This is a genomic window from Amycolatopsis sp. NPDC004378 (genome assembly GCF_053602455.1).
Genome location: NZ_JBSGDR010000001.1, coordinates 274638 through 295150, shown reverse-complemented (window position 1 = coordinate 295150; position 20513 = coordinate 274638). Strand labels below are relative to the sequence as shown.

Sequence of the window (20513 nt, the reverse complement as noted above, 5' to 3'; positions counted from 1 at the left end):
ACGCCTTTCCGAAGCCTAAAGAAGGACGGCGCCTTCCATCACGCCGATGGCACGCAGGTCGCGGTACCAGCGCTCGACCGGGTGCTCCTTGACGAAGCCGTGCCCGCCCAGCAGCTGCACACCCGCGTTGCCGATCTGCATGCCCTTGTCGACGGCGAGCTTCCGGGCCAGCGCGACCTCTCGCGCGTAAGGCTTGCCCTGCTCGGCCCGCGCCGCCGCGCGCAGCGTCACCAGCCGCAGGCCCTCCAGCTCGATCGCGATGTCGGCGACGGAGAACGCCACCGCCTGCCGGTGGCTGATCGGCTCGCCGAACGCGACGCGCTCGTTCACGTAGGGCACGACGTAGTCGAGGACGGCCTTCGCGGTGCCGGCGGCCAGCGCCGCCCAGCCCAGCCGCGAAAGCCGGACGAGGTCGGTGAAGACGTCGAGCTTGCCGCCGCCGAGCAGCGCGCCCGCGGGCAGTGACACCTTCTCCAGGTGCAGCTTGCCGGTCGCGGCGCCGCGCAGGCCCATCGCCGGCTCGGCCTCGATGGTCACGCCGGCGTTCGAAGACTCGACGAGGAACAGCGCCGGGCCGCGGCCTTCGAGGTCGGCCGACACGATGAACAGCTCGGCCTGCGCCGCGCGCGGGACCAGCGACTTGACGCCGTCGAGCTGGTAACCCTTGGGCGTGCGACGCGCCTTCGTCGCCGGCTTGAACGGGTCGTAGAGCGCTTTCTGCTCCTGCAGCGCCAGGGCCGCGGCGGGCACGTTCTCGCCGACGAACGCGGGCAGGTAGTCGGCCTGCTGCTGCTCGTCGCCCCAGCTCACCAGCGCGGTGCTGACGGCGGACGGCGCGAGCACGGCCACGGCCAGGCCGAGGTCGCCGTGCGCAAGCGCTTCCGCGACGAGCGCGTTGGTCACGACCGAGCGTTCGGTGCCGACCCCGCCGAGCTCCTCGGGGATGCCGACCAGGCTGATGCCCAGCTCGGCGGCCCTGGTCAGCAGTCCCTCGGGTGCCTCGAGCTTGGCGTCGGCGTCCGCGGCGGCCGGGCGCAGCTGCTCGGCGGCGAACTCCGTCACCGTCTCGACGATGAGCTGCTGGTCTTCACTCGGCGTGAGATCGAACAACCCGGTGTCACCGGCCGGCGCGAGACGGGCGGGCTTGCCCAGCTTCTGCACCGACTTGAACGACCGCGTCGCCGCGCCGGCGACGCGGAACCCGTTGCGCGTTCCCGCCGTGACCAGGCCTTCGAGGGGCTTGCGCAGCCCCGCCCGGTCGACGGCCTTGCTCCCGGCCAGCCGGGTCAGCGCGGAAAGGCCCCAGCCCATCGCGTCCCGTTTCCTTGGCGCAGCCATGTGGCCCTCCATCCGTTACCTACTCGCCAGTAGGTTAACGCGGGAGGCCGCTCGGCGCCAGTGTGGGCTCACTTACGAGTGAGCGGTGTGCACTTTTCTGCGCCACTCGGCGAACCGGAGTCGTTCGAAAGTGATGAGCCCGAGCACCAGCCCGGCGACGATGAGGAGCAGCGCGGCGGCGGGCACGTGCTCCAGCAGCGGCGTCGCCGCGACCAGCAGCACCGCGAGCACCACACGCTGGTGGTTCCAGCTGCCGAGGTTGCGCTTGCGCAGGGAGCTGAGCGCGACGAGGTAGAGCGCGAGCCCGCCGGTCAGCGTCCAGATCGGCACGCCGTGCAGTGCTTCGCCGGGCGTGTGGTGCTCGGTGTCGGCGATGTAGAGGAACGCCTTCTTCAGGCCGAGGGCGACGAGCACGATCCCGGCGATCAGCGGCAGGTGCAGGAAGGTGTAGGAGTCCGTGGCGAGCTTCGTGCGTTCGATCCCGGTGGCCCGGGTCAGCCGGTGCTCGGAGACGCGCGCGACGACGTCGAAGTAGGTCCACCACATCCCGGCGGCCAGCGCCAGCCCGCACACCGCCGCGCCCGCGACGAGCCACGACATCGGCAGCGCCCCGATCCCGATGCCGATCGCGACGATCGACTCCCCGAGCGCGATGATCACGATCAGCCCGAACCGCTCCGCGAAGTGCGCGGGCGAGTTCAGCCGCCAGCCCTCGGGCCCGGTGAGGTAGACGTTGAGGTAGTCGGCGAGCAGCGCCACGACCCACAGCCCCAGCTGCCACGGCCCGCTCAGGAACGCGGCCACGCCCAGCAGCGCGACGCTCGGCAGCAGCCCCACGAACATCCGCAGCAGCACGTGCCGCAACCCCGGGTCGTGGCGCGCGGCGCCGAGGTAGGCGACCAGGTGCAGCAACCGCACGAGCGCGTAGCAGACGACGAACAACGCGGGCGCGAACAGCCCGCCGGGGTGGTCGACGAAGGCCTCGGGAATGGTCAGCGACACCAGGAACATCACGGCCATCGCGCCGAACATCGCCAGCCGCGCGACCCCGTGGTCGACGTGGATGGTGTTCCCGAGCCAGGCGTAGCTGCACCAGCACCACCACAGGACGGCGAGCATGGCCAGCCCCTGCCCGACGCCCGTGGGGCTCAGGTGGTCGGCCATCAGCTGGGTCGTCTGGGTGATGGCGTAGACGAAGACCAGGTCGAAGAAGAGCTCGATGGTGGAGACGCGGTGGTCCTCGTCCGCGCTCACCAGGTGCAGGCGTCTCGTGGGCACGCCGAATTATGGACGAAAGCAGGTCAAGGAGGTCCCGTTTCGCGGTAACGCCCTGCGCGAACATGGCCGGACGTGCATACGTCTGGGACAATGGACGGCGGACGTGGGGAGGTGGGTCGTGCATTCCTATGCGGCCGCGCACCACAAGACGATCATGGCCGTCGACATCGCCGGCTACAACGACCCCAGGCGCACGACGGCCCACCGGCTCGTCGTCCACGAGGGGTTCTGGAAGCTCATGCGCTCGGCCTTCGCGGACGTCGGGGTGCCCTGGGACGTCCTCTTCATGGAGAACACCGGCGACGGCGCGATGATCCAGCTGCCCCCGGAGGTGGCGAAGGCCGACCTGGTGGCGGAGCTGCCCGACCGGATGCTCGCGGAGCTGCGCCGGTACAACGCGGTGCACGCGGAGGAGGCGAACGTCCGCCTGCGGGTGGCCCTCCACGCCGGCGAGGTCTACCAGGGCAGCCACGGCACCATCAGCGACGCGACGAGTTTCGCGTTCCGCCTCCTGGAAGAGCCCGCGGTGAAGAAAGCGCTGAAGGAATCGGGTGCCGCGTTGGCGCTGATCGTTTCCGACACGTTCTTCCGCGACGTCGTGCGCGCGGATCCGGCGGCCGACGCCGATTCCTACCGCCGAATCCCCGTCGAGGTCAAGGAAACGAAGACGGAAGCGTGGCTGCGCCTGCTGGGCGCGGTGGCGAACGGCTTCCCGGTGCGCGTGACCCGGCCGTCGACCCCCGCCGATCTGATGGTTCTGGTGGACGCGCTGCTCGCGGTTCCGTGCGTCCGCAAGGCCGACAGCCGCCGGTTGCTGCTGGACCTGTTCCCCCGCCGGGAAATCGCCGACGTGGTGCCCTACCACGCCGAAGACCGCCTGCACGTGATCGCGCTGGCGCGCACTTGCCTGCGTTTCACGAACGGTCTCGACGACCTCTTGGACGCGATCAAGACGATCGAGCCGGAATCGCCCCAGGTCACCGCGCTCGCGGAGATCATCGCGAACTGGCCCGCCTGATTCTTTGTCCAGCTTTTGCCCCTTTTCCGCCGGGTCCGGATAGGTAAACTCACGTTTCCCGGGCTCGCACGACGGGGAGGTGTTCGGCAGGTGTCGGCCGGCGAAAGGGTCTACGGACCGCGGCAGGAATACCGGGCTTCGCCGGGGACCAGGGTCGCGGTCCGGGAAGCGATCGTGAACGTCCTCGCGGCCGCCGGGCTCGCCGTCGATCCGGCCGGGCGGGCGTTGCTGCTCGACCTGATCCACGACAACCTGGGTTTTCCCCTGACCGTTCCGGAACAGGCCACCGGGCGGGACCACCTGATCGAAGTCGTCAACGCGTGCGCGAAAGCGGACGGCGGGATGAGCGCGCTCGCCGGTGCGGTCCGCATGATGCGCCCGGGCTCCCCGGAATCCGACGCGATCCGCCGGCTCGTGCACCAGCCGCGCATGCACGACCTGTTGCCGGAGCCGGAATCGGCGTGGCTGCGCTCGGTGCTGTCGGGCGTCGTGCCCCCGCACCTGACGGCGCTGGTCCGGCGCGCGGCCGGGCAAGCCGGCCCGGTGCCCGAGGTGCGGGACGCGTGGGAAGCCTTCTACGTCCTCTCCGACTTCAACACCCCGGCGAGCGGGTTGCCGCCGTCGCTCACGTTCGTCGAACTGCTCGCGGCGAAATGCGCTCCCGCGCTCGGCGAGCGGCTGCGCGACTGGAACACGGCCCAGGCGCGGCGGTTGCAGGCCGAACCACGGCTGCACGAACTGCGCGCGGAACGCGAACGGGCGGTGCCGGAAGGCGCGCGGCTGCACCTGATGATCGTCGTGCAACCCGACGGGATCGACCCGGACCGGCACCTGGTTTCCCATTGGCGGCAGGAGGATCCGGCGGAATGGCCACCCGCGCGCGGCGGTCTCGTCGCCGTCGAGGTCGAGCAGCTGGAACACCACGTCGACGCGCTCGTCGTGGACGCCGAACGGGCGTGGGCGGAGTACCGCGGCGAAGTCGCGCTCGAGTTCGTGTTGCCGCGTTCATTGCTGAACCTGCCGGTGCACCTGTGGTGCAAGGAGCACGAAAGCGGCGACCCGCGGCCGTTGTTCCTCGATTACCCGATCGTCGTCCGGTCACTGGAACGGATGCGGTCCCGCCAATGGCACCGCGCCTGGCGGATACGGTGGGAAGCGATGATGGCCGATCCCTCGGCTGAACGGGTGTATTTCTGCGACAGTGAAGATACCGGGAAAAGGCACCAGCTCGACGCGATCCTGAGCGACGAGAAATGGGTGGTCATGATACTCGACTGTGCTCCGCCGCCCCGTCCGCGGCCGGGCTCGGACGCACTCGCGGCGGGATTGCGGTCCGGTCTGCCGGCTTTGCTCTGGCACCCCGACGCCTCGCCGGACCTCCTGCGGGAGGTGGTCTCGTGGCTCGTCGAAAAAGGCGGGCTCGACGACCTCCCGGCGCGCGTCCAGGCGTCCCGCCGGGAGGCGTTCCGCGAGGTCGCCATTCCGGTGCACCTGACCCTGGCGCGCAACCTGGTGATCCTCTGGGACGACCCGGCCCGCCTGGTCTTCCTCGACGGCCCGCCGTTCCCCGCCGGTGCGCGGAAGGGAGGCCCGGATGAGCGAGACCGCGCATCCTGACGGCCCGCCGGTCTGGTCGGTCTACCAGGGCTCGGGACGGCCGCTCGACGGCATCGACCTGATGGACGTGCTGCCGGAGCCGCCGCCGTGGCGGCGGTTCTCCGGCGTGCCGCCGCCCGGTGCCGGCCCGGCACCCGAGGACGAGCGGGAAACGGATCGCCGGCTCGGCGCCGAACACATCCGCACGACTCGCCACGTCGACCCGCTCGAGGTCATGATGGTCAACTCGGCGCTGTACCTGCGGCGTCCGCTGCTGGTCACCGGGCGGCCGGGCAGCGGGAAGTCCAGCCTCGCCTACCGGATCGCGCGGGAGCTGCGGCTCGGCCGGGTGCTGCGCTGGCCGATCGGATCCCGGACGACGGTCAAAGCGGGCTTGTACGGCTACGACGCCATCGGCCGCGCCCAGGCCGCGGGCGCCCGTCTGGCCGCCGACGAGCCCGGCGCGGGCGAGCCGCCGATCGGCGAGTTCGTCCGGCTCGGCCCGCTGGGCACGGCCTTCCTGCCCCGGCGGCTGCCGCGGGTGCTGCTCATCGACGAGCTGGACAAGTCCGAGGCGGACCTGCCGAACGACCTTCTCAGCGTGTTCGAAGACGGCGAGTTCGACATCCCCGAACTGGTCCGGGTGCGCAACCGCATGCGCTCGGTCGAGGTGTTCACCGCGGACCCGGAGGGCACGGCCGAGATCGACGGCGGTCGCGTGCTCTGCTGCGCGTTCCCGGTCATCGTGATCACCAGCAACGGTGAACGGGACTTCCCGCCGGCCTTCCTGCGCCGGTGCCTCCGCCTCGAGACCAAGGAGCCGAACGCCGAGCAACTCGCCGCGATCGTCGCCAGCCACGCCCTCGACGGCCCGGAAAGTCCCGGGCTCATCGCCGAGTTCCTCGCCCGCAGTGCCGCCGCGGGTGGTCTTCCGGCGGACAAGCTGCTCGACGCCATCTTCCTGGCCACTTCGGGGGCGTACCGGCCGGACGACGAGTCGTGGTCGGATCTCGTCGACGCGTTGTGGCGGCAGCTGAACCCCTTGGCGCGCTGACGTGGACCGGCCGGGTGGCGGTTCGCCGGGCTCCGGAGCGACCTGGAGCGAGGTCGGCGACGCGCTGTGGCTGGCGGCCGCGATCAGGGACGCGGACACCGGTTCCCCGCGCGCGCCGGGGCCGGAGCACGCCCCCGAAGCGGTGCCGGAAGCACCGCGCCGGGCGCCCGAGCCGGCCGGCGAGCCGCCCGAACCGGTGGTCTCGGAAGCCCGACCGCCGCACCGGATGGTCGCCGGCCTCTCGCGTGAGGCCGTCGCGTCGCTCTCGGCGAACCCGGGCGCGGGCAGCAGGTCCCCGGCGTCGCCCTTGCCGGGGGCGGCGGACATCGTCCGCGCACTCCGGCTGCTCAAGCTGACCCGGTCGTCGCCGTGGGCGGAAGACGCCGTCCTCGACGAGGAGCTCACCGCGGAGACCGGTGTCCAGGACCGGATCTGGCTGCCGGTCACGGTTCCCGGGCGGGTCCGCGGGCTCGACCTCACCGTCGTGCTGGACACGGGACCGTCGATGGCCCTCTGGCAGCCGACGATCGACGCGTTCCTCGCCCTGCTGAAGCAGCTCGGTGCGTTCCAGTCGATCCGGATCCGGCTCCTGGCGGCCGAACGCGGTCCCGGCGGAGCCGTGCGGGCCGTGCTCCGCGGCGGCACCGCGGACGCACCGGAACGGCCGCCGGCGGAGCTGCTGGACCCGGCCGGGCACCGGGTGCTGCTGGTGCTGACCGACGGTGCGAACGAGCTGTGGCGCGACGACCTCGTCGCCCCGCTGCTCGCGCAGTGGGGCGGCGCGATGCCGGTGGCCGTCGTGCACCTGCTGCCGCAGTGGTTGTGGGGCCACGGCGGGCTGAACCCGCAGCAGGCCCTCCTCGAGACCCCCGGGCCGCTCCGGCCCAACGGGACCTACGGCGTCGAGCTGCCGGACGCCTGGCTGACCGCCGACGAGCCCGCCGAGCCGGGACCGCGCCCGGTACCGATCCCGCTCCTCGAACTGGACGCGCGGTGGCTCGGCTGGTGGGCGCGGCTGGTGACCCGGACGCACCGGGACCCCGTCACCGCGACCGTGCTGCTGGTGTCCGGCGAGCCGAACCCGGTCACCCGCGCGGACGACCAGGCACTTCCGGTGACTCCGCAGGAACGCGTGCGGCGGTTCCACGGCGTCGCGTCGGAGCCGGCGTTCCGGCTGGCCAAGCTCCTGGCCGCGGTGCCCGTCACGCTGCCGATCGCCCGGTTCGTCCAGGCCGAGCTGGTGCCGGAGGCGGGCACGACGCACCTCGCCGAGGTGTTCACCAGCGGTCTGCTGGAGCTCCCCGGCGACACCGGCCCGGAGCGGAGCTGGGACGACGTCGTCTTCGAGATCCCGGCGCCGGTGCGGGCGGCACTGCTGGCCGCCGGGCGCCGGTCGGAGACGGCGGAGGTCGTGGTCGCGGCCACCGACCGCTTCGGCGCCGAGTACCCGGTGCTGGTGCGGCTGCGGGACGCGCTGGCCGATCCGGAGCGGGCCCGGCTGCCCGAACCGGCCGTCGAACTGGCCCCGGAGGTGCGGCTGGAGCAGGCGGTCATGCGGGCGCTGTCCGGGCCGTACCTGGCCCGGGCCGACCGGCTGCGCGCGCTGGAGCTCGAGCTGGAAGAGGCCGAGCCGAGGGCGGAAGGGCGCGCCCGCCCGGAGGACGAAGAGACCGAGCCGTCCCGGAGCGCCGGGCCGGTGAGCACCGACTCGCCCGCGGTCCTCGGCGAAGTGCCCAGCCGCAACCCGGGTTTCGTCGGCCGGCGCGACCTTCTCGCGACCCTCGCGCGCGAGCTCGACCGCGACTCGCGGGCGGTGCTGCACGGGATGGGCGGGCTCGGGAAGACGCAGCTGGCCATCGAGTACGTCCACCGCCACCTGCAGGACTACGACGTCGTCTGGTGGATCCGGGCCGCGCAGGAGATGCAGATCCGGGCGTCGCTGACCGAGCTGGCGCGCCAGCTGCACCTGCCCGGGGCCGACGAGTCGGTCACGGCGGTGCCCGCCGTGCTGGAAGCGCTGCGGACCGGCACGCCCCACGTCCGCTGGCTGCTCGTCTTCGACTCGGCCGAAGCACCCGAGCAGGTCGCCCCGTTCCTCCCCGGCGGTCCCGGCCGGATCCTGATCACCTCCCGCGCACCGGGCTGGACGGGCACCGTCGCCGAGCCGATCGAGGTCGGCCTGTTCGAGCGGGCGGAGAGCAAGGACCTGCTGTGCCGGCGGGACCCGGTGATCACCGACGAGCAGGCCGACGAACTCGCGGGCAAGCTCGGCGACCTCCCGCTCGCCCTGGCCCAGGCGGCGACCTGGCGCGCCGAAACGGGCATGCCGATCGAGGAGTACCTGCGGCTGTTCGACGAGAAGGTCGCCGAGATCCTCGACGCCTCGATGCCCGCCGAGTACGAGGTGCCGATCGCGGCCGCCTGGAGCGTCTCGTTCGACCAGCTGCGGACGCTGGACCCGGCCGCGTACCAGCTGCTGCAGGTCTGCGCGTTCTTCGCGCCCGAACCCATTTCCCGGAACCTGTTCACCGGCGTTCACGGCGTCTCGATCGCCCCGGAGCTCGACCTCGCGCTGCGCGACCCCATGCGGCTCGGCCGGGTCCTGCGCGACATCAACCGGTGCGGGCTGGCCCGGCTCGACCACCGCAGCGACACCCTGCTGCTGCACCGGCTCGTGCAGCTGGTGCTGCGCAACCGGATGTCACCGTCGCGACGCGCCGTCATGCAGCACGGGGCGCACATGCTGCTGGCCAAGACCGACCCGAACGCCCCGGCGTCGACCCGGGAATGGCCGCGCTACCAGGAAATCGTGCCGCACATGTACGCGGCCGAGCTGATCGAGAGCGACGATCACTGGGTCCGCCAGCTCGTGATCAACCTGATGAAGTTCCTCTACCACTGGGGTGACCACCACGGCGCCGTCGCGCTCGCGGGGCACGCGGTCCGGCGCTGGTCCGAGCGGTCGCGGGAGCGCAGCGCCGAGCGCCCGGACCCGCAGACGCTCGAAGCCTCCGAGCGGCTCGGGTTCTTCCTCTGCATGCTCGGCCGCTACGCCGAAGCGGCCGAGATCAACCAGCGGACGTTGCAGCTGTACCGCGAGATCGCCGACGAAGACTCCGAAGAGGTGCTCAACGCGCAGCTCTCGGTGGCGGTGGACAAGAAGGCGGCAGGCGACTTCTTCGAGGCCAGGGACCTGAACCTGCGGACCTACACGAAGGCCAGCAAGCTCTTCGGCGTCGACGACCCGGTCACCCTCGACGCGGCTTCCGACCTGGTCGTCTCGTGGCTGCTCACCGGCGAGTACGAGAAGGCGCGCCGGCTCTGCACGGAGACCTACCGGCTCCGGCACCAGGTCCTGGGCCAGGACAACGCGGCGACGATCACCACGTTGACGCTGCTGGTGATCAGCCGCCGCGAGCTGGGCGACTACACGTGGGCCCGGGTCGAGCAGGAGAAAGTGGTCCAGCGGGTGCGCGAGCTGTTCGGCGAGGGCACGGTCGGGGTGTTGCGGCGCAACCACTTCCTCGCCGTGGCCCGGCGCAAGGACGGCGACTTCCCCGCGGCGCTGACGCTTTCGGGCCGGGCGCTAGAGCAGTTCCGGCTCAGCTACGGCGAAGCGCACCCGAACGCCGTGGCGTGCGCGCTCGCGCACTCCATCGACTTGCGCCACGCGGGCCGCCCGGACGAAGCCCTCGAGCTGGGGCTGCGTGCCTTGGAGCTCTACCGCCGCAGTCTCGGCGAGCACCACCCGCACACCGTGGCCGCCGAGGTGGACCTGGCTGTCACGTTGCGCCGGCGGGGAAACGCCGAAGCCGCGGTGCGGCAGGACGAACGGTCGCTCGAGCGGCTCCGCGACCGGCTCGGCGGCGACCACCCGCACACCATCGCGTGCGCGACGAACCTGGCCAACGGCTGGTTCGAGCTGGGCGAGCTGGAACGCGCTTTGTTGCTCGACACCGAAGTGCTGATCCGGGCGCGCAGCACGCAGGGCGACCACCACCCCGGCACGCTGGCGGTCCGGCTCAACCGGGCCATCGACCTGCAGCGGCTGGGCCGGGACCTGGAGGGCCGGGCCGAACAGCTGGCCGTGGTGGCCCGGCTCCAGCACGTGCTGCGGGACGGTCACCCGATGCTGGCGGCGGCCGAAGGCGGCGTCCGGGCCGAATGCGACATCGACCCGATGCCGCTGTAGCCCTGGCCGAGCCATTCGGCGAGCTCCTCGACCGCCGGGGGTTCGGGCGTGCCGGTCCGCAGGTCCCGGTGGACCGAGCGGACCAGTTCCGGGCAGCGCAGCAGGGTTTCCGCGGCGCCGCTGCCCGTGCCGGACAGCGTGAGGCCGAGCCCGACGAGCGCGGCCGGGCTGTCCGGGTCGGCCGCGAGCACGGCCCGGTAGCCGGCCGCGGCGTCGCCGATCCGCCCGTCCACGTACGCGTAGTCGGCTTCGAGCGCGCCGTGGACCTTCCGCCAGAGCTCCGCCAGCCGCGCCTCGCCGTCATCGCCGAGCCGCAGCCGGACGAGGTCCGTGCGGGCGTTGTGCCATTCGCCGTCCGAAACGGTGTCCAGGACGACGGATCCCGTGAGGTCGACGGCGGGTGGCCGGGGGTCGCCCGCCAGCCACGCGCTCACGAGCTCCTTCACCGTTTCCGGCGCGGGCCGGAGGTGACGCGTCCGCCAGCCGGCGTAGTGGTCGGTCGTCAGGGTGTCCGCCCAGTCCGCCGCTTCGGCCGGGACGGGCAGGTCCTGCCACGGCCTCAGCTGCTGCGCGATCCCGTCGAGGAAGCGCTTCCCGGCGTCGGTCAGCGCCGGGTCGTCCCGGACCGCCAGCAGCGTCCGCCAGGTCTGGCCACGCCAGTGCGCGAACTCGAACGCCGCGAGCCGGTCGGCCGGGGCCGCGGCCGAAAACGCCATCCAGCACCACGTCACGCCGAAGAAGGCGTAGATGCCGTGGACGACGCCGCCGAGCGGTCGCGGGTCCTCGCGCCAGGGCGCGTAGAGCCGTTCGGTGCGGTCGTCGTCGTGCAGCCGGACCAGGTGCAGGAGCCCGCCGAGCCGGATGTGGTGGAACTCGTGAACCAGCGCGGCCGCCAGCGGCGCCGGGTCGTCGGGCTCGGCGATCACCGCGCTGCCGAAGGCTTCCCCGGTCGACGCGCTGGGCAGCCGGAAGGGGACCGCGGGCGCCGGGACGACGGAGTCGAGCCCGGCCGGCAGGGCCGCGGCGAACTCCGGCAGGTGGTCGGCGATCATCCGCCAGGCCCGGCCGAGGACGTCCCGCCAGGCTTCGAAAGCCTCGGGGCGCAGCCGGTCGGGGGCGACCGGCTCGAACAGCCCGCGGTACGGGTCGACGTCGTCGATGCGCAGCTTCAGCCTGGCGTCCCCGGAGCCCGGCGCGATGGTCCGGATGCCCGACCAGCCGTCGGCGTCGGTCGCCGGGTCGGCCGGCAGGGTCACCGACGCGTGCTCGTTGGCTATCCGGACGACGCCGTGTTCGCTGCGCACGCGGGCGACCGAGAACGTGTCCGGGTGCGTGAGCCGGGCCAGCCCGAGCGTGGGCAGCGCGACCCGGCCCTCCCAGGCCGGGACGTCGAGCACGAAGCCGAGCCCCGCGTGGACGGCGGCGGCCGCGGCGAGGGCGTGGATGTGCCCGACGATCATCCACGGTGGCTGCGAGGGAGTCAGGTGCTCGTGGAGCATCCGCGTCGCGTAGCCGGCCCAGAAGCCGGTGTACGGATGGGCGAGCACCGTGTTCAGCGCTTCCGGGGCCGCTTCTTCGACCTGGGTGAGCAGTTCCCAAGCTGCCTCGGGCGAGGGGAGTGGTCCCGGCACCGCCGCGGCTTCGTCGATCAGCCAGCGCAGCAGGAGCAGCCGCCGGCTGCGTTCCACGGCCCGCAGCGCGCGCACGCCGTCGGCCCCGCCTTCGCCGCGGGCCAGCTGGTCGAACATCGCCCAGGACAGGGTGTGGGGGGCCGGTTCGGAAACTGCGTGGTTCGGTCTCGGCACGCGAAAAACCCTTTTCCTGGATCAATCGACCCGCTTGGCCCCGCCGCTCGAGCTGGCCGTGACGGGAATGTGGGCGGTCCGTTCGACGGCGTGCCGCAATGAACGTCGAAGCGCGACGGAGTCGAGTGCGCGCAGCGCGGACAGCGGCATGGCACCGAGATCGAGGAGTTCGCTCGAGATCTCCGGGTCTCCGCGCATAGCGACGTCCCCTCTCAGTGGAGCCGGTCTGGAGGGGTGAAAACCTAGCAGGCAAGCGAATCGCTGCCGAAGGCGAGGCATCGTTCGACGTTTCCCCAGGTGGCGACCGTGCGAGTCATTCTACGCGCTCCGGCGATTCTCGCGGCGGCCCGCGCACCCGACTTCGCTGTGTTACTTCCGTGTCCACACACGGGAGTCAGTGGCGTTCGGTGCCGGATCCGGTCATCCGAACGGTCATTTCCGGGTGGGTGATTTTCCGCTTTCGGTCGCGTTTCCGTGATGGTTCCCGGCGAGATGTCCCAGAATTGTCACCCGAGTGGTTCGAAACGCCACCGTTCCGGGGATATTATGTCACGCCGAGGACGGTGTGGAGCAAAGTCGTCAGCTCGGCTTCGAAGTGGGGCCGGGACGCCACCCGTCGCGTCCGGGCCAGGTCGTTAGCGATCGTTAACCCCGCGTGGGCCGTGATCTTCGCTTCGCGCGGGGGTAGTTCCGGGCGCACCGCCGACAGCAGCGTCACCCACTGGGCGACGTAGTCGCGCTGGACCCGCAGCAGGTCCGCCTTGTCGCGGTCCGGCATCGTCACGCGGTCGGCCGAGAACGAGACGAGCAGTTCCGGCGTGTGGAGGATCGTGTGCACGTACGACGCCGCGAGCCTGCGGAGGGCGTCGTGTTCGTCTGATGCTTGTAGTGCGCGCTCGGCCGCCAGGGCGAGGCGGTCCGCCGCGCGGTGGCCGATCGCCACCATCAGGGCCGCTTTGCTCGGGAAGTGGCGGTAGACGCTCGGGCCCGCGATGCCCGCCGCCGCGCCGATGTCCTCCATGCTGACGTCGTGGAAGCCGCGCTGGGCGAACAGGCCGGTCGCCGCCGCCAGGACCTGCTCGCGGCGGGACGGGGTGCCGAGGCTCAGCACCGGTTCGGAGGGTGGTGAAGACGGCGTCGGGAGTGTGGCGTTGAGCACACCGAGCGCCAGTTCGACCAGCAACTGGGCGAACCGGCGGCGCGCCACCGACGTGTGGTGGACCGACACGCTGCCGAACACCGACAGCGCCGCCCAGCAGAGCAGCTCCGCGTCGTCGGCCGCCAGCTCCGGGCGTCGCACCTGCAGTGCTTTCGACCACGACGTCAGCGCGAGCGTCGAACGGCGGGCGATTTCGCGCTGGTCTTCCTTCGGGAGGTGACGGCCCTCCCAGCGCCACAGCGCCGCGATCTCACGGCGTTCGACGGCCTGCGTCGCGAGCCGGCCGAGGAGGGATTCCAGCTGGTCGGCCTGCGAAACCGAGTCCGACAACGCCTCCGCCGTCGCCGCTTCGAGGTCTTCGAAGCCGCTGAGGACGACGTACGCCAGGATCGCCTGCTTGTCCGCGAAGTGCCGGTACAGCGCCGGCCCGGTGACGCCCGCCGCGTCCGCGATGTCCTTGATGCCGACGCCGGGGAAGCCCCGTGCGCGGAAGAGCTCCGCCGCCACCGCGGCCAGCTGGGCCTTGCGGTCGCGGGGGCGCACGTTACGCACGGAGTCGGTCATGGTGAGTTGACGATAGCGGCTAACGGCACAGGTGCAACCCATTGACACCATGGGGTTGTCCGGCGATATGTTAATGGTCATTAGCACTACTGGCCGGTATCATCGGCCACGGTACGAAGACGTCCCACACGCTCGCGAGGAGTTGTTCTGTGAGTAGCGAGGCCTACATCTACGAGGCGATCCGCACGCCTCGCGGCAAGAACAAGGGCGGTGCCCTGCACGGCACCAAGCCGGTCGACCTGGTGGTCGGCCTGATCAACGAACTCAAGGTCCGCCACCCGAACCTCGACCCCGCGGTGATCGACGACGTCGTCCTCGGCGTCGTCTCCCCGGTGGGCGAGCAGGGCGCGGTCATCGCGCGCACCGCCGCGCTGAACGCGGGCCTGCCCGAGACCGTCGCGGGTGTGCAGCTCAACCGCTTCTGCGCCTCCGGCCTGGAGGCCACCAACACCGCCGCGCAGAAGGTCCGCTCCGGCTGGGACAACCTGGTCATCGCCGGCGGCGTCGAGTCGATGTCGCGCGTGCCGATGGGCTCCGACGGCGGCGCGCTGTTCATGGACCCGGCCACCGCGTACGACAACTACATCGTCCCGCAGGGCACCGGCGCCGACCTGATCGCGACCATCGAGGGCTTCTCCCGCGAGGACGTCGACCGCTGGGCCGTCCGCTCGCAGGACCGCGCCGAGGCGGCCTGGTCCGGTGGCTACTTCGCCAAGTCCGTCGTGCCGGTCAAGGACATCAACGGCGTGACCGTGCTGGACCACGACGAGCACCGACGTCCGGGCTCGACCATCGAGGGTCTCGGCAAGCTCAAGCCCGCCTTCGCCGGCATCGGCGAGCTGGGCGGCTTCGACGCCGTCGCGCTGCAGAAGTACCACTCGGTGGAGAAGATCAACCACGTCCACACCGGCGGCAACTCCTCCGGCATCGTCGACGGCGCCGCGCTGGTGCTCGTCGGTTCCGAGCAGATCGGCAAGACTTTCGGGCTGACGCCGCGCGCCCGGATCGTGGCGACCGCGTCGATCGGCTCCGAGCCGACGATCATGCTCACCGGCCCGACCCCGGCCACCGAGAAGGTGCTGAAGACCGCGGGCCTCAAGCCCGAGGACATCGACCTGTGGGAGCTCAACGAGGCGTTCGCGTCCGTCGTGCTCAAGTGGATCAAGGACCTGCACCTCGACGAGGAGAAGGTCAACGTCAACGGCGGCGCGATCGCCATGGGCCACCCGCTCGGCGCCACCGGCGCGATGCTGGTCGGCACCGTGGTCGACGAGCTGGAACGCCGCCAGGCGCGCCGCGCCCTGGTGACCCTGTGCATCGGCGGCGGCATGGGCGTCGCGACCATCATCGAGCGGGTGTGAGGACCACAATGGCCGAGAGCAAGACCATCCGCTGGGAGCAGGACTCCGACGGCATCGTCACGCTGACCCTGGACGACCCGAAGCAGTCGGCGAACACGATGAACGCCGACTTCCGCGAGTCGCTCGGCGTCACCGTCGACCGCCTGGAGGCCGAGAAGGACTCCATCACCGGCGTCGTCATCACGTCCGCCAAGAAGACGTTCTTCGCCGGCGGCGACCTGAACGACCTCATCCAGGCGAAGCCCGAGAACGCGGTCGAGTTCACCGAGTCGTCGAGCCTCATGAAGGGGCAGATGCGGCGGATCGAGCAGCTCGGCAAGCCGGTCGTCGCGGCGATCAACGGCGCCGCGCTCGGCGGCGGTCTCGAGATCGCGCTGGCGACGCACCACCGCATCGCCGCCGACGTCAAGGGCAGCCAGATCGGCCTGCCCGAGGTGACGCTGGGCCTGCTGCCCGGCGGCGGCGGTGTCGTGCGCACTGTCCGGTTGCTGGGTATCCAGAGCGCGCTGCTGAACGTCCTGCTGCAGGGCCAGCGGCACCGCCCGGCCAAGGCGCTCGAGCTCGGCCTGGTGCACGAGCTCGTCGGCACGGTCGAGGAGCTCGTCCCCGCCGCGAAGGCGTGGATCAAGGCGAACCCCGAGGGCGGCGTCCAGCCGTGGGACGTCAAGGGCTACAAGATCCCGGGCGGCACGCCGTCCAACCCGAGCTTCGCGGCCAACCTCCCGGCGTTCCCGGCGAACCTGCGCAAGCAGATCAAGGGCGCGAACATGCCGGCGCCGCGGGCGATCCTGGCCGCCGCGATCGAGGGCGCGCAGGTCGACTTCGACACCGCGATCCTGATCGAGACGCGCTACTTCATCAGCCTCGTCACCGGCCAGGTCTCGAAGAACATGACGAAGGCGTTCTTCTTCGACCTGCAGACGATCAACTCCGGCGGTTCGCGGCCGGACGGCTTCGAGAAGTACACCGCCAAGAAGGTCGGTGTGCTCGGCGCGGGCATGATGGGCGCCGCGATCGCGTACGTGTCGGCGAAGGCCGGCATCGACGTCGTCCTCAAGGACGTCTCGCAGGAGGCGGCCGAGAAGGGCAAAGGCTACGCGGAGAAGCTCGAGCAGAAGGCCCTCTCACGCGGCAAGACCACGCAGGAGAAGTCGGACGCGCTGCTGGCGAAGATCAAGCCGACCGCCGACCCGGCCGACTTCGCGGGCGTCGACTTCGTCATCGAGGCCGTGTTCGAGAGCGTCGAGCTGAAGCACAAGGTGTTCGGCGAGATCGAGAGCGTCGTGAACGCCGACGCGGTCCTGGGTTCCAACACCTCGACGCTGCCGATCACCACCCTCGCCGAGGGCGTGCAGCGCACCGAGGACTTCATCGGGATCCACTTCTTCTCGCCGGTGGACAAGATGCCGCTGGTCGAGATCATCTGCGGCGAGAAGACGTCGCCGGCGACGCTGGCGAAGGTCTTCGACTACACGCTGCAGATCAAGAAGACCCCGATCGTCGTCAACGACAGCCGCGGCTTCTTCACCTCGCGCGTCATCGGCACGTTCATCAACGAGGCCGTCGCCGCGCTGGGCGAGGGTGTCGAGCCGGCGTCGATCGAGCAGGCGGGTTCGCAGGCCGGCTACCCGGCGCCGCCGCTGCAGCTGATGGACGAGCTGACCCTGACGCTGCCGCGCAAGATCCGCAAGGAGACCCGCGAGGCGATCGAAGCCGCGGGCGGTACGTGGAAGGCGCACGCGTCCGAGGCCGTCATCGACAAGATGCTCGACGAGTACGACCGCAAGGGCCGCTCGACCGGCGCGGGCTTCTACGAGTACGACGCCGAAGGCAAGCGCGTCGGGCTGTGGCCGGGCCTGCGTGACGCGTTCAAGTCCGGCTCGACCGAGGTGCCGTTCGAGGACCTCAAGGAGCGGATGCTGTTCGCCGAGGCGCTCGAGACGGTGAAGTGCTTCGACGAAGGCGTGCTGACGTCGGTCGCGGACGCCAACATCGGCTCGATCTTCGGCATCGGCTTCCCGGCGTGGACCGGCGGTGTCATCCAGTACATCAACCAGTACGAGGGTGGCCTGCAGGGCTTCGTCGACCGGTCCCGCGAGCTGGCCGCCCGGTACGGCGACCACTTCGAGCCGCCGGCTTCGCTGGTGGAGAAGGCCGCCAAGGGCGAGATCTACGAATAAGCCGTAAGTCCGTGAAGGCCTCCTCGCGTCGCGAGGGGGCCTTCACGGCGTTTCACAGCGCTACGCGCGTTGTCCTCCATGACAGCGGCCTTCGCGCGCGAAGCGTCGAGTCCAACGGCGTAACAAACACTCCGGAGCGAGCGACTCTGCGGCATTGGTTCGCGTAGCTAAGGGGTGTTCGTGAGCAAGAAACTGGGGTTGATCCTGGCCGCAGGCCTGCTGGTCGCGGGCTGTGGCGTCGGTGCTCCGCAGGTCAAGGACCCGGGCAGCGTCGGCGTTCTCGAAGCACCGGCTTCGACGTCTTCGACGCCGGCGTATTCCGTTCCGGTCACGACGGAGACGCCCACGTCCGAGGCGCCGGTCACCACGACTGCGGCACCGGTGACCACACCGCAGGCCGTCGCGCCGAAGACGACCGCGGCGGCGAAGCCCAAGACCGCGCCGAAGACCACCGCGCAGGCCGCGCCGAAACCCGCCGAGTGCGGCGCGGACTACTACGTGAACTCGAGCGGCAACTGCGTCCACCGGCCCAGCGACAACCCGTCCGGCGCGACGGCGCTCTGCAAGGACGGCAGCTACAGCTACAGCCAGCACCGCTCCGGCACCTGCTCCGGGCACGGCGGCGTGCGCACCTGGCTGTGACGAGAGCACCAATCGAGGCGGAAATCCCCCAGAGCGTGGGTACAGTGCATGAAGTTGCATGATGCGTACTAACTACGCACTGGGGGTGTGGTGGTGTCCCGACCCGGACGGTCCGGTTCCGCGATCGTCGTGGTGCTCGCCTCGTGCGGGCTGGTCGCTTCGTTCATGCAGACGCTGGTCGTGCCGCTCATCCCGGTGTTCCCGCGGCTGCTGAACGCTTCGGCGGCCGACGCGTCCTGGGTCGTCACCGTGACGCTGCTGGCGGCGTCCGTCATCACCCCGGTGAGCGGACGGCTCGGCGACCTCTACGGCAAGCGGCGGATGATCCTCGTCAGCCTCGCGCTGCTCATCGCCGGTTCGATCGTGTCCGCGACGACCAGCGAGCTCGGGTTCCACATCCTCGGCCGCGGCCTGCAGGGCTGCGCGATGGGCGTGATCCCGCTCGGCATCAGCATCATGCGCGACGAGCTCCCGCCCGAACGCGTCGGCGGCGCGATCTCCCTGATGAGCGCGACGCTCGGGGTGGGCGGCGCGATCGGGCTGCCGGTCGCGGCCGTCGTCGCGGAGAACGCCGACTGGCACGTGCTGTTCTGGATGGCCGCCGCGCTCGGGTTCGCCTGCGCGCTGCTGATCGTCGCCGTCGTGCCGGAGTCGCCGCTGCGCACGCCCGCGTCGTTCGACTACTTCGGCGCGTTCGGCCTGGCCGCCGGGCTGCTCTGCCTGCTGCTGCCGGTCGTGAAGGGCGGCGCGTGGGGCTGGACCAGCCTGCCGACGCTCGGCCTGGCCGCGGCGGCGGTCGTCATCCTGCTCGGCTGGGGCGCCTACCAGCTGCGCCGGCGCGACCCGCTGGTCGACCTCCGGGTGTCAGCGCGCCGCCCGGTGCTGTTCACGAACCTGGCGTCGATCATGGTCGGCTTCGCGCTGTACGCGATGGCGTTGTCGTTCCCGCAGCTGCTGCAGGCGCCGGCGTCGACGGGCTACGGGCTGGGCCAGACCATGGTCGAGTCCGGGCTGACGCTCGCCCCGAACGGCCTGGTGATGATGCTGCTCTCGCCGGTTTCCGCGCGGCTGATCGCCCGGTTCGGCCCGCGCCCGACGCTGATGAGCGGCGCCCTGGTGATCGCCGTCGGGTACGCGTTCGCGATCGTGCTGATGGACAACGCGCTGGAGCTGATCACGGCGTCGGTGATCATCGGCGCGGGTGTCGGGATCGCGTACGCGGCGATGCCGGCACTGATCATGGGCTCGGTGCCGGTCACCGAAACGGCGTCCGCGAACGGCCTCAACTCGCTGATGCGCTCGGTCGGCACGGCGATCTCGAGCGCGGTGATGGCGGCGATGCTGGCCCAGCTGACGATCACCGTGGGCGGCCTGCCGGTGCCGTCGCTGTTCGGCTTCCGGGCGACGTTCGCGGTGGCGGCGTGCGCCGCGCTCGCGGGCGTGCTGCTCGCGGCGCTGGTCCCGAAGACGAAGGTGGCGCCGGAACTGGTCGCCGTCTAGTCCTTGCGCGCCACCAGGGCCAGGCCGCCGCACTCGACGGGGTTCGCCGGGACGTCCGCGGGGGAGTCGGGCCGCCACTCCGGGATGAAGACGATGCCCGGGTCGACGATCTCGAAGCCGTCCACCAGCGCGCGCAGTTCGTCGGCCGAGCGGGGCGTCACCGGGTTCGCGCTCTTCTGGTACATCGCCACGGCCCGCGCCGTCCCCGCGCTCTGCTGTTCCGGGGTCGCCGACGACATCGCCAGGTAGCTGCCGGGCGCCAGCGCGTCGCGGTAGGCGCCGATCAGCCGGGCCGGGTCGCGCTCGTCCGGGATGAAGTGCACGAACAACGCCATCACGACCATCACCGGCTGGTCGAGGTCCAGCATCATCTCGGTGGTCTCGTGCTCGAGGACGTCGTCCGGGAACTCGGCGTCGGCGTGCACCATGGCCGCGTTTTCGTTGTCTTCCAGCACGATCTCGCTGTGCGCGACGGCGACCGGCTCGTTGTCGACGTACACGACGCGCGAGGTCGGGTCGATCGACTGCGCGACTTCGTGGACGTGCCCCACCGTCGGCATGCCCGAGCCGATGTCGAGGAACTGCCGGATGCCCTGGTCCATCCCGAACCGGATCGCGCGGCGCAGCCACTGCCGGTTCAGCTGGGCCCGCTCCCGCGCGTTCGGCTGGGCGGCCAGCACCTGGTCGGCGAACATCCGGTCGACGGCGTAGTTGAGCTGCCCGCCGAGGATGTAGTCGTACACGCGCGCGGGGTTCGGCTTGTCGAGGTCGATGCCGCGCCGCGCGTACTCGTCTTCACTCATCGCCGCTCCATGATCGGTGGTGA

14 protein-coding genes are annotated in these 20513 nt (G+C 71.1%); 8 read left to right on the top strand and 6 right to left on the bottom strand.

The features are described 5' to 3' along the window. Positions 1 to 15 precede the first annotated feature (15 nt). Positions 16 to 1311, bottom strand: coding sequence for an acyl-CoA dehydrogenase family protein (locus tag ACWEN0_RS01490; protein WP_451969796.1), 1296 nt, complete (start codon positions 1309 to 1311; stop codon positions 16 to 18). A gap of 99 nt (positions 1312 to 1410) precedes the next feature. Next, positions 1411 to 2616: a low temperature requirement protein A gene (locus ACWEN0_RS01485; protein ID WP_451967907.1), complete on the bottom strand. Its 1206-nt coding sequence runs from the start codon at positions 2614 to 2616 to the stop codon at positions 1411 to 1413. A 103-nt stretch (positions 2617 to 2719) separates the two neighbouring features. On the opposite strand from ACWEN0_RS01485, the gene ACWEN0_RS01480 reads away from it, so the two are divergent. From ACWEN0_RS01480 to fxsT, 4 genes are all read left to right on the top strand, one after another. Next, a complete protein-coding gene (locus ACWEN0_RS01480; protein ID WP_451967905.1) occupies positions 2720 to 3634 on the top strand; it encodes an effector-associated domain 2-containing protein in 915 nt (304 codons plus the stop codon). 174 nt (positions 3635 to 3808) lie between these two features. Then, positions 3809 to 5251, top strand: a complete 1443-nt coding sequence (locus ACWEN0_RS01475; RefSeq protein ID WP_451967903.1) for a VMAP-C domain-containing protein — start codon at positions 3809 to 3811, stop codon at positions 5249 to 5251. Then, the gene (locus tag ACWEN0_RS01470; RefSeq protein WP_451967901.1) at positions 5229 to 6284 is read left to right on the top strand and encodes an AAA family ATPase; all 1056 of its coding nucleotides are present in this window, start codon (positions 5229 to 5231) and stop codon (positions 6282 to 6284) included. Before ACWEN0_RS01475 ends, ACWEN0_RS01470 begins: the two co-directional genes overlap by 23 nt. Position 6285: 1 nt before the next feature. Then, a complete protein-coding gene (fxsT, locus tag ACWEN0_RS01465) occupies positions 6286 to 10476 on the top strand; it encodes an FxSxx-COOH system tetratricopeptide repeat protein (RefSeq protein ID WP_451967900.1) in 4191 nt (1396 codons plus the stop codon). Here fxsT and ACWEN0_RS01460 read toward each other — a convergent pair. The 3 genes from ACWEN0_RS01460 to ACWEN0_RS01450 form a co-directional block, all read right to left on the bottom strand. Beyond that, positions 10407 to 12281: an HEXXH motif domain-containing protein gene (locus tag ACWEN0_RS01460; protein ID WP_451967898.1), complete on the bottom strand. Its 1875-nt coding sequence runs from the start codon at positions 12279 to 12281 to the stop codon at positions 10407 to 10409. The genes fxsT and ACWEN0_RS01460 overlap by 70 nt on opposite strands. A gap of 21 nt (positions 12282 to 12302) precedes the next feature. Further along, positions 12303 to 12479 (bottom strand): hypothetical protein, encoded by a 177-nt coding sequence (locus tag ACWEN0_RS01455; protein WP_451967897.1) that lies wholly within the window; start codon positions 12477 to 12479, stop codon positions 12303 to 12305. Between the two features lie 346 nt (positions 12480 to 12825). Beyond that, a complete protein-coding gene (locus ACWEN0_RS01450; RefSeq protein WP_451967895.1) occupies positions 12826 to 14004 on the bottom strand; it encodes a TetR/AcrR family transcriptional regulator in 1179 nt (392 codons plus the stop codon). Positions 14005 to 14153: 149 nt separating this feature from the next. Between ACWEN0_RS01450 and ACWEN0_RS01445 the strand changes: the two genes are divergently transcribed. From ACWEN0_RS01445 to ACWEN0_RS01430, 4 genes are all read left to right on the top strand, one after another. Continuing rightward, positions 14154 to 15365: an acetyl-CoA C-acetyltransferase gene (locus ACWEN0_RS01445; RefSeq protein ID WP_451967894.1), complete on the top strand. Its 1212-nt coding sequence runs from the start codon at positions 14154 to 14156 to the stop codon at positions 15363 to 15365. Positions 15366 to 15373: 8 nt separating this feature from the next. Continuing rightward, the gene (locus ACWEN0_RS01440; RefSeq protein WP_451967893.1) at positions 15374 to 17545 is read left to right on the top strand and encodes a 3-hydroxyacyl-CoA dehydrogenase NAD-binding domain-containing protein; all 2172 of its coding nucleotides are present in this window, start codon (positions 15374 to 15376) and stop codon (positions 17543 to 17545) included. 180 nt (positions 17546 to 17725) lie between these two features. Continuing rightward, entirely contained in the window at positions 17726 to 18187 is a 462-nt protein-coding gene (locus ACWEN0_RS01435; RefSeq protein ID WP_451967891.1) for a DUF3761 domain-containing protein, read from the top strand. An 87-nt stretch (positions 18188 to 18274) separates the two neighbouring features. Then, positions 18275 to 19687 (top strand): MFS transporter, encoded by a 1413-nt coding sequence (locus tag ACWEN0_RS01430; protein WP_451967889.1) that lies wholly within the window; start codon positions 18275 to 18277, stop codon positions 19685 to 19687. Here the strand turns inward: ACWEN0_RS01430 and ACWEN0_RS01425 are convergent. After that, positions 19684 to 20490 carry an SAM-dependent methyltransferase gene (locus ACWEN0_RS01425; protein WP_451967887.1) on the bottom strand — a complete coding sequence of 269 codons (807 nt, stop codon included), beginning with the start codon at positions 20488 to 20490 and terminating at the stop codon, positions 19684 to 19686. The genes ACWEN0_RS01430 and ACWEN0_RS01425 overlap by 4 nt on opposite strands. Between the last annotated feature and the right edge of the window lie 23 nt (positions 20491 to 20513).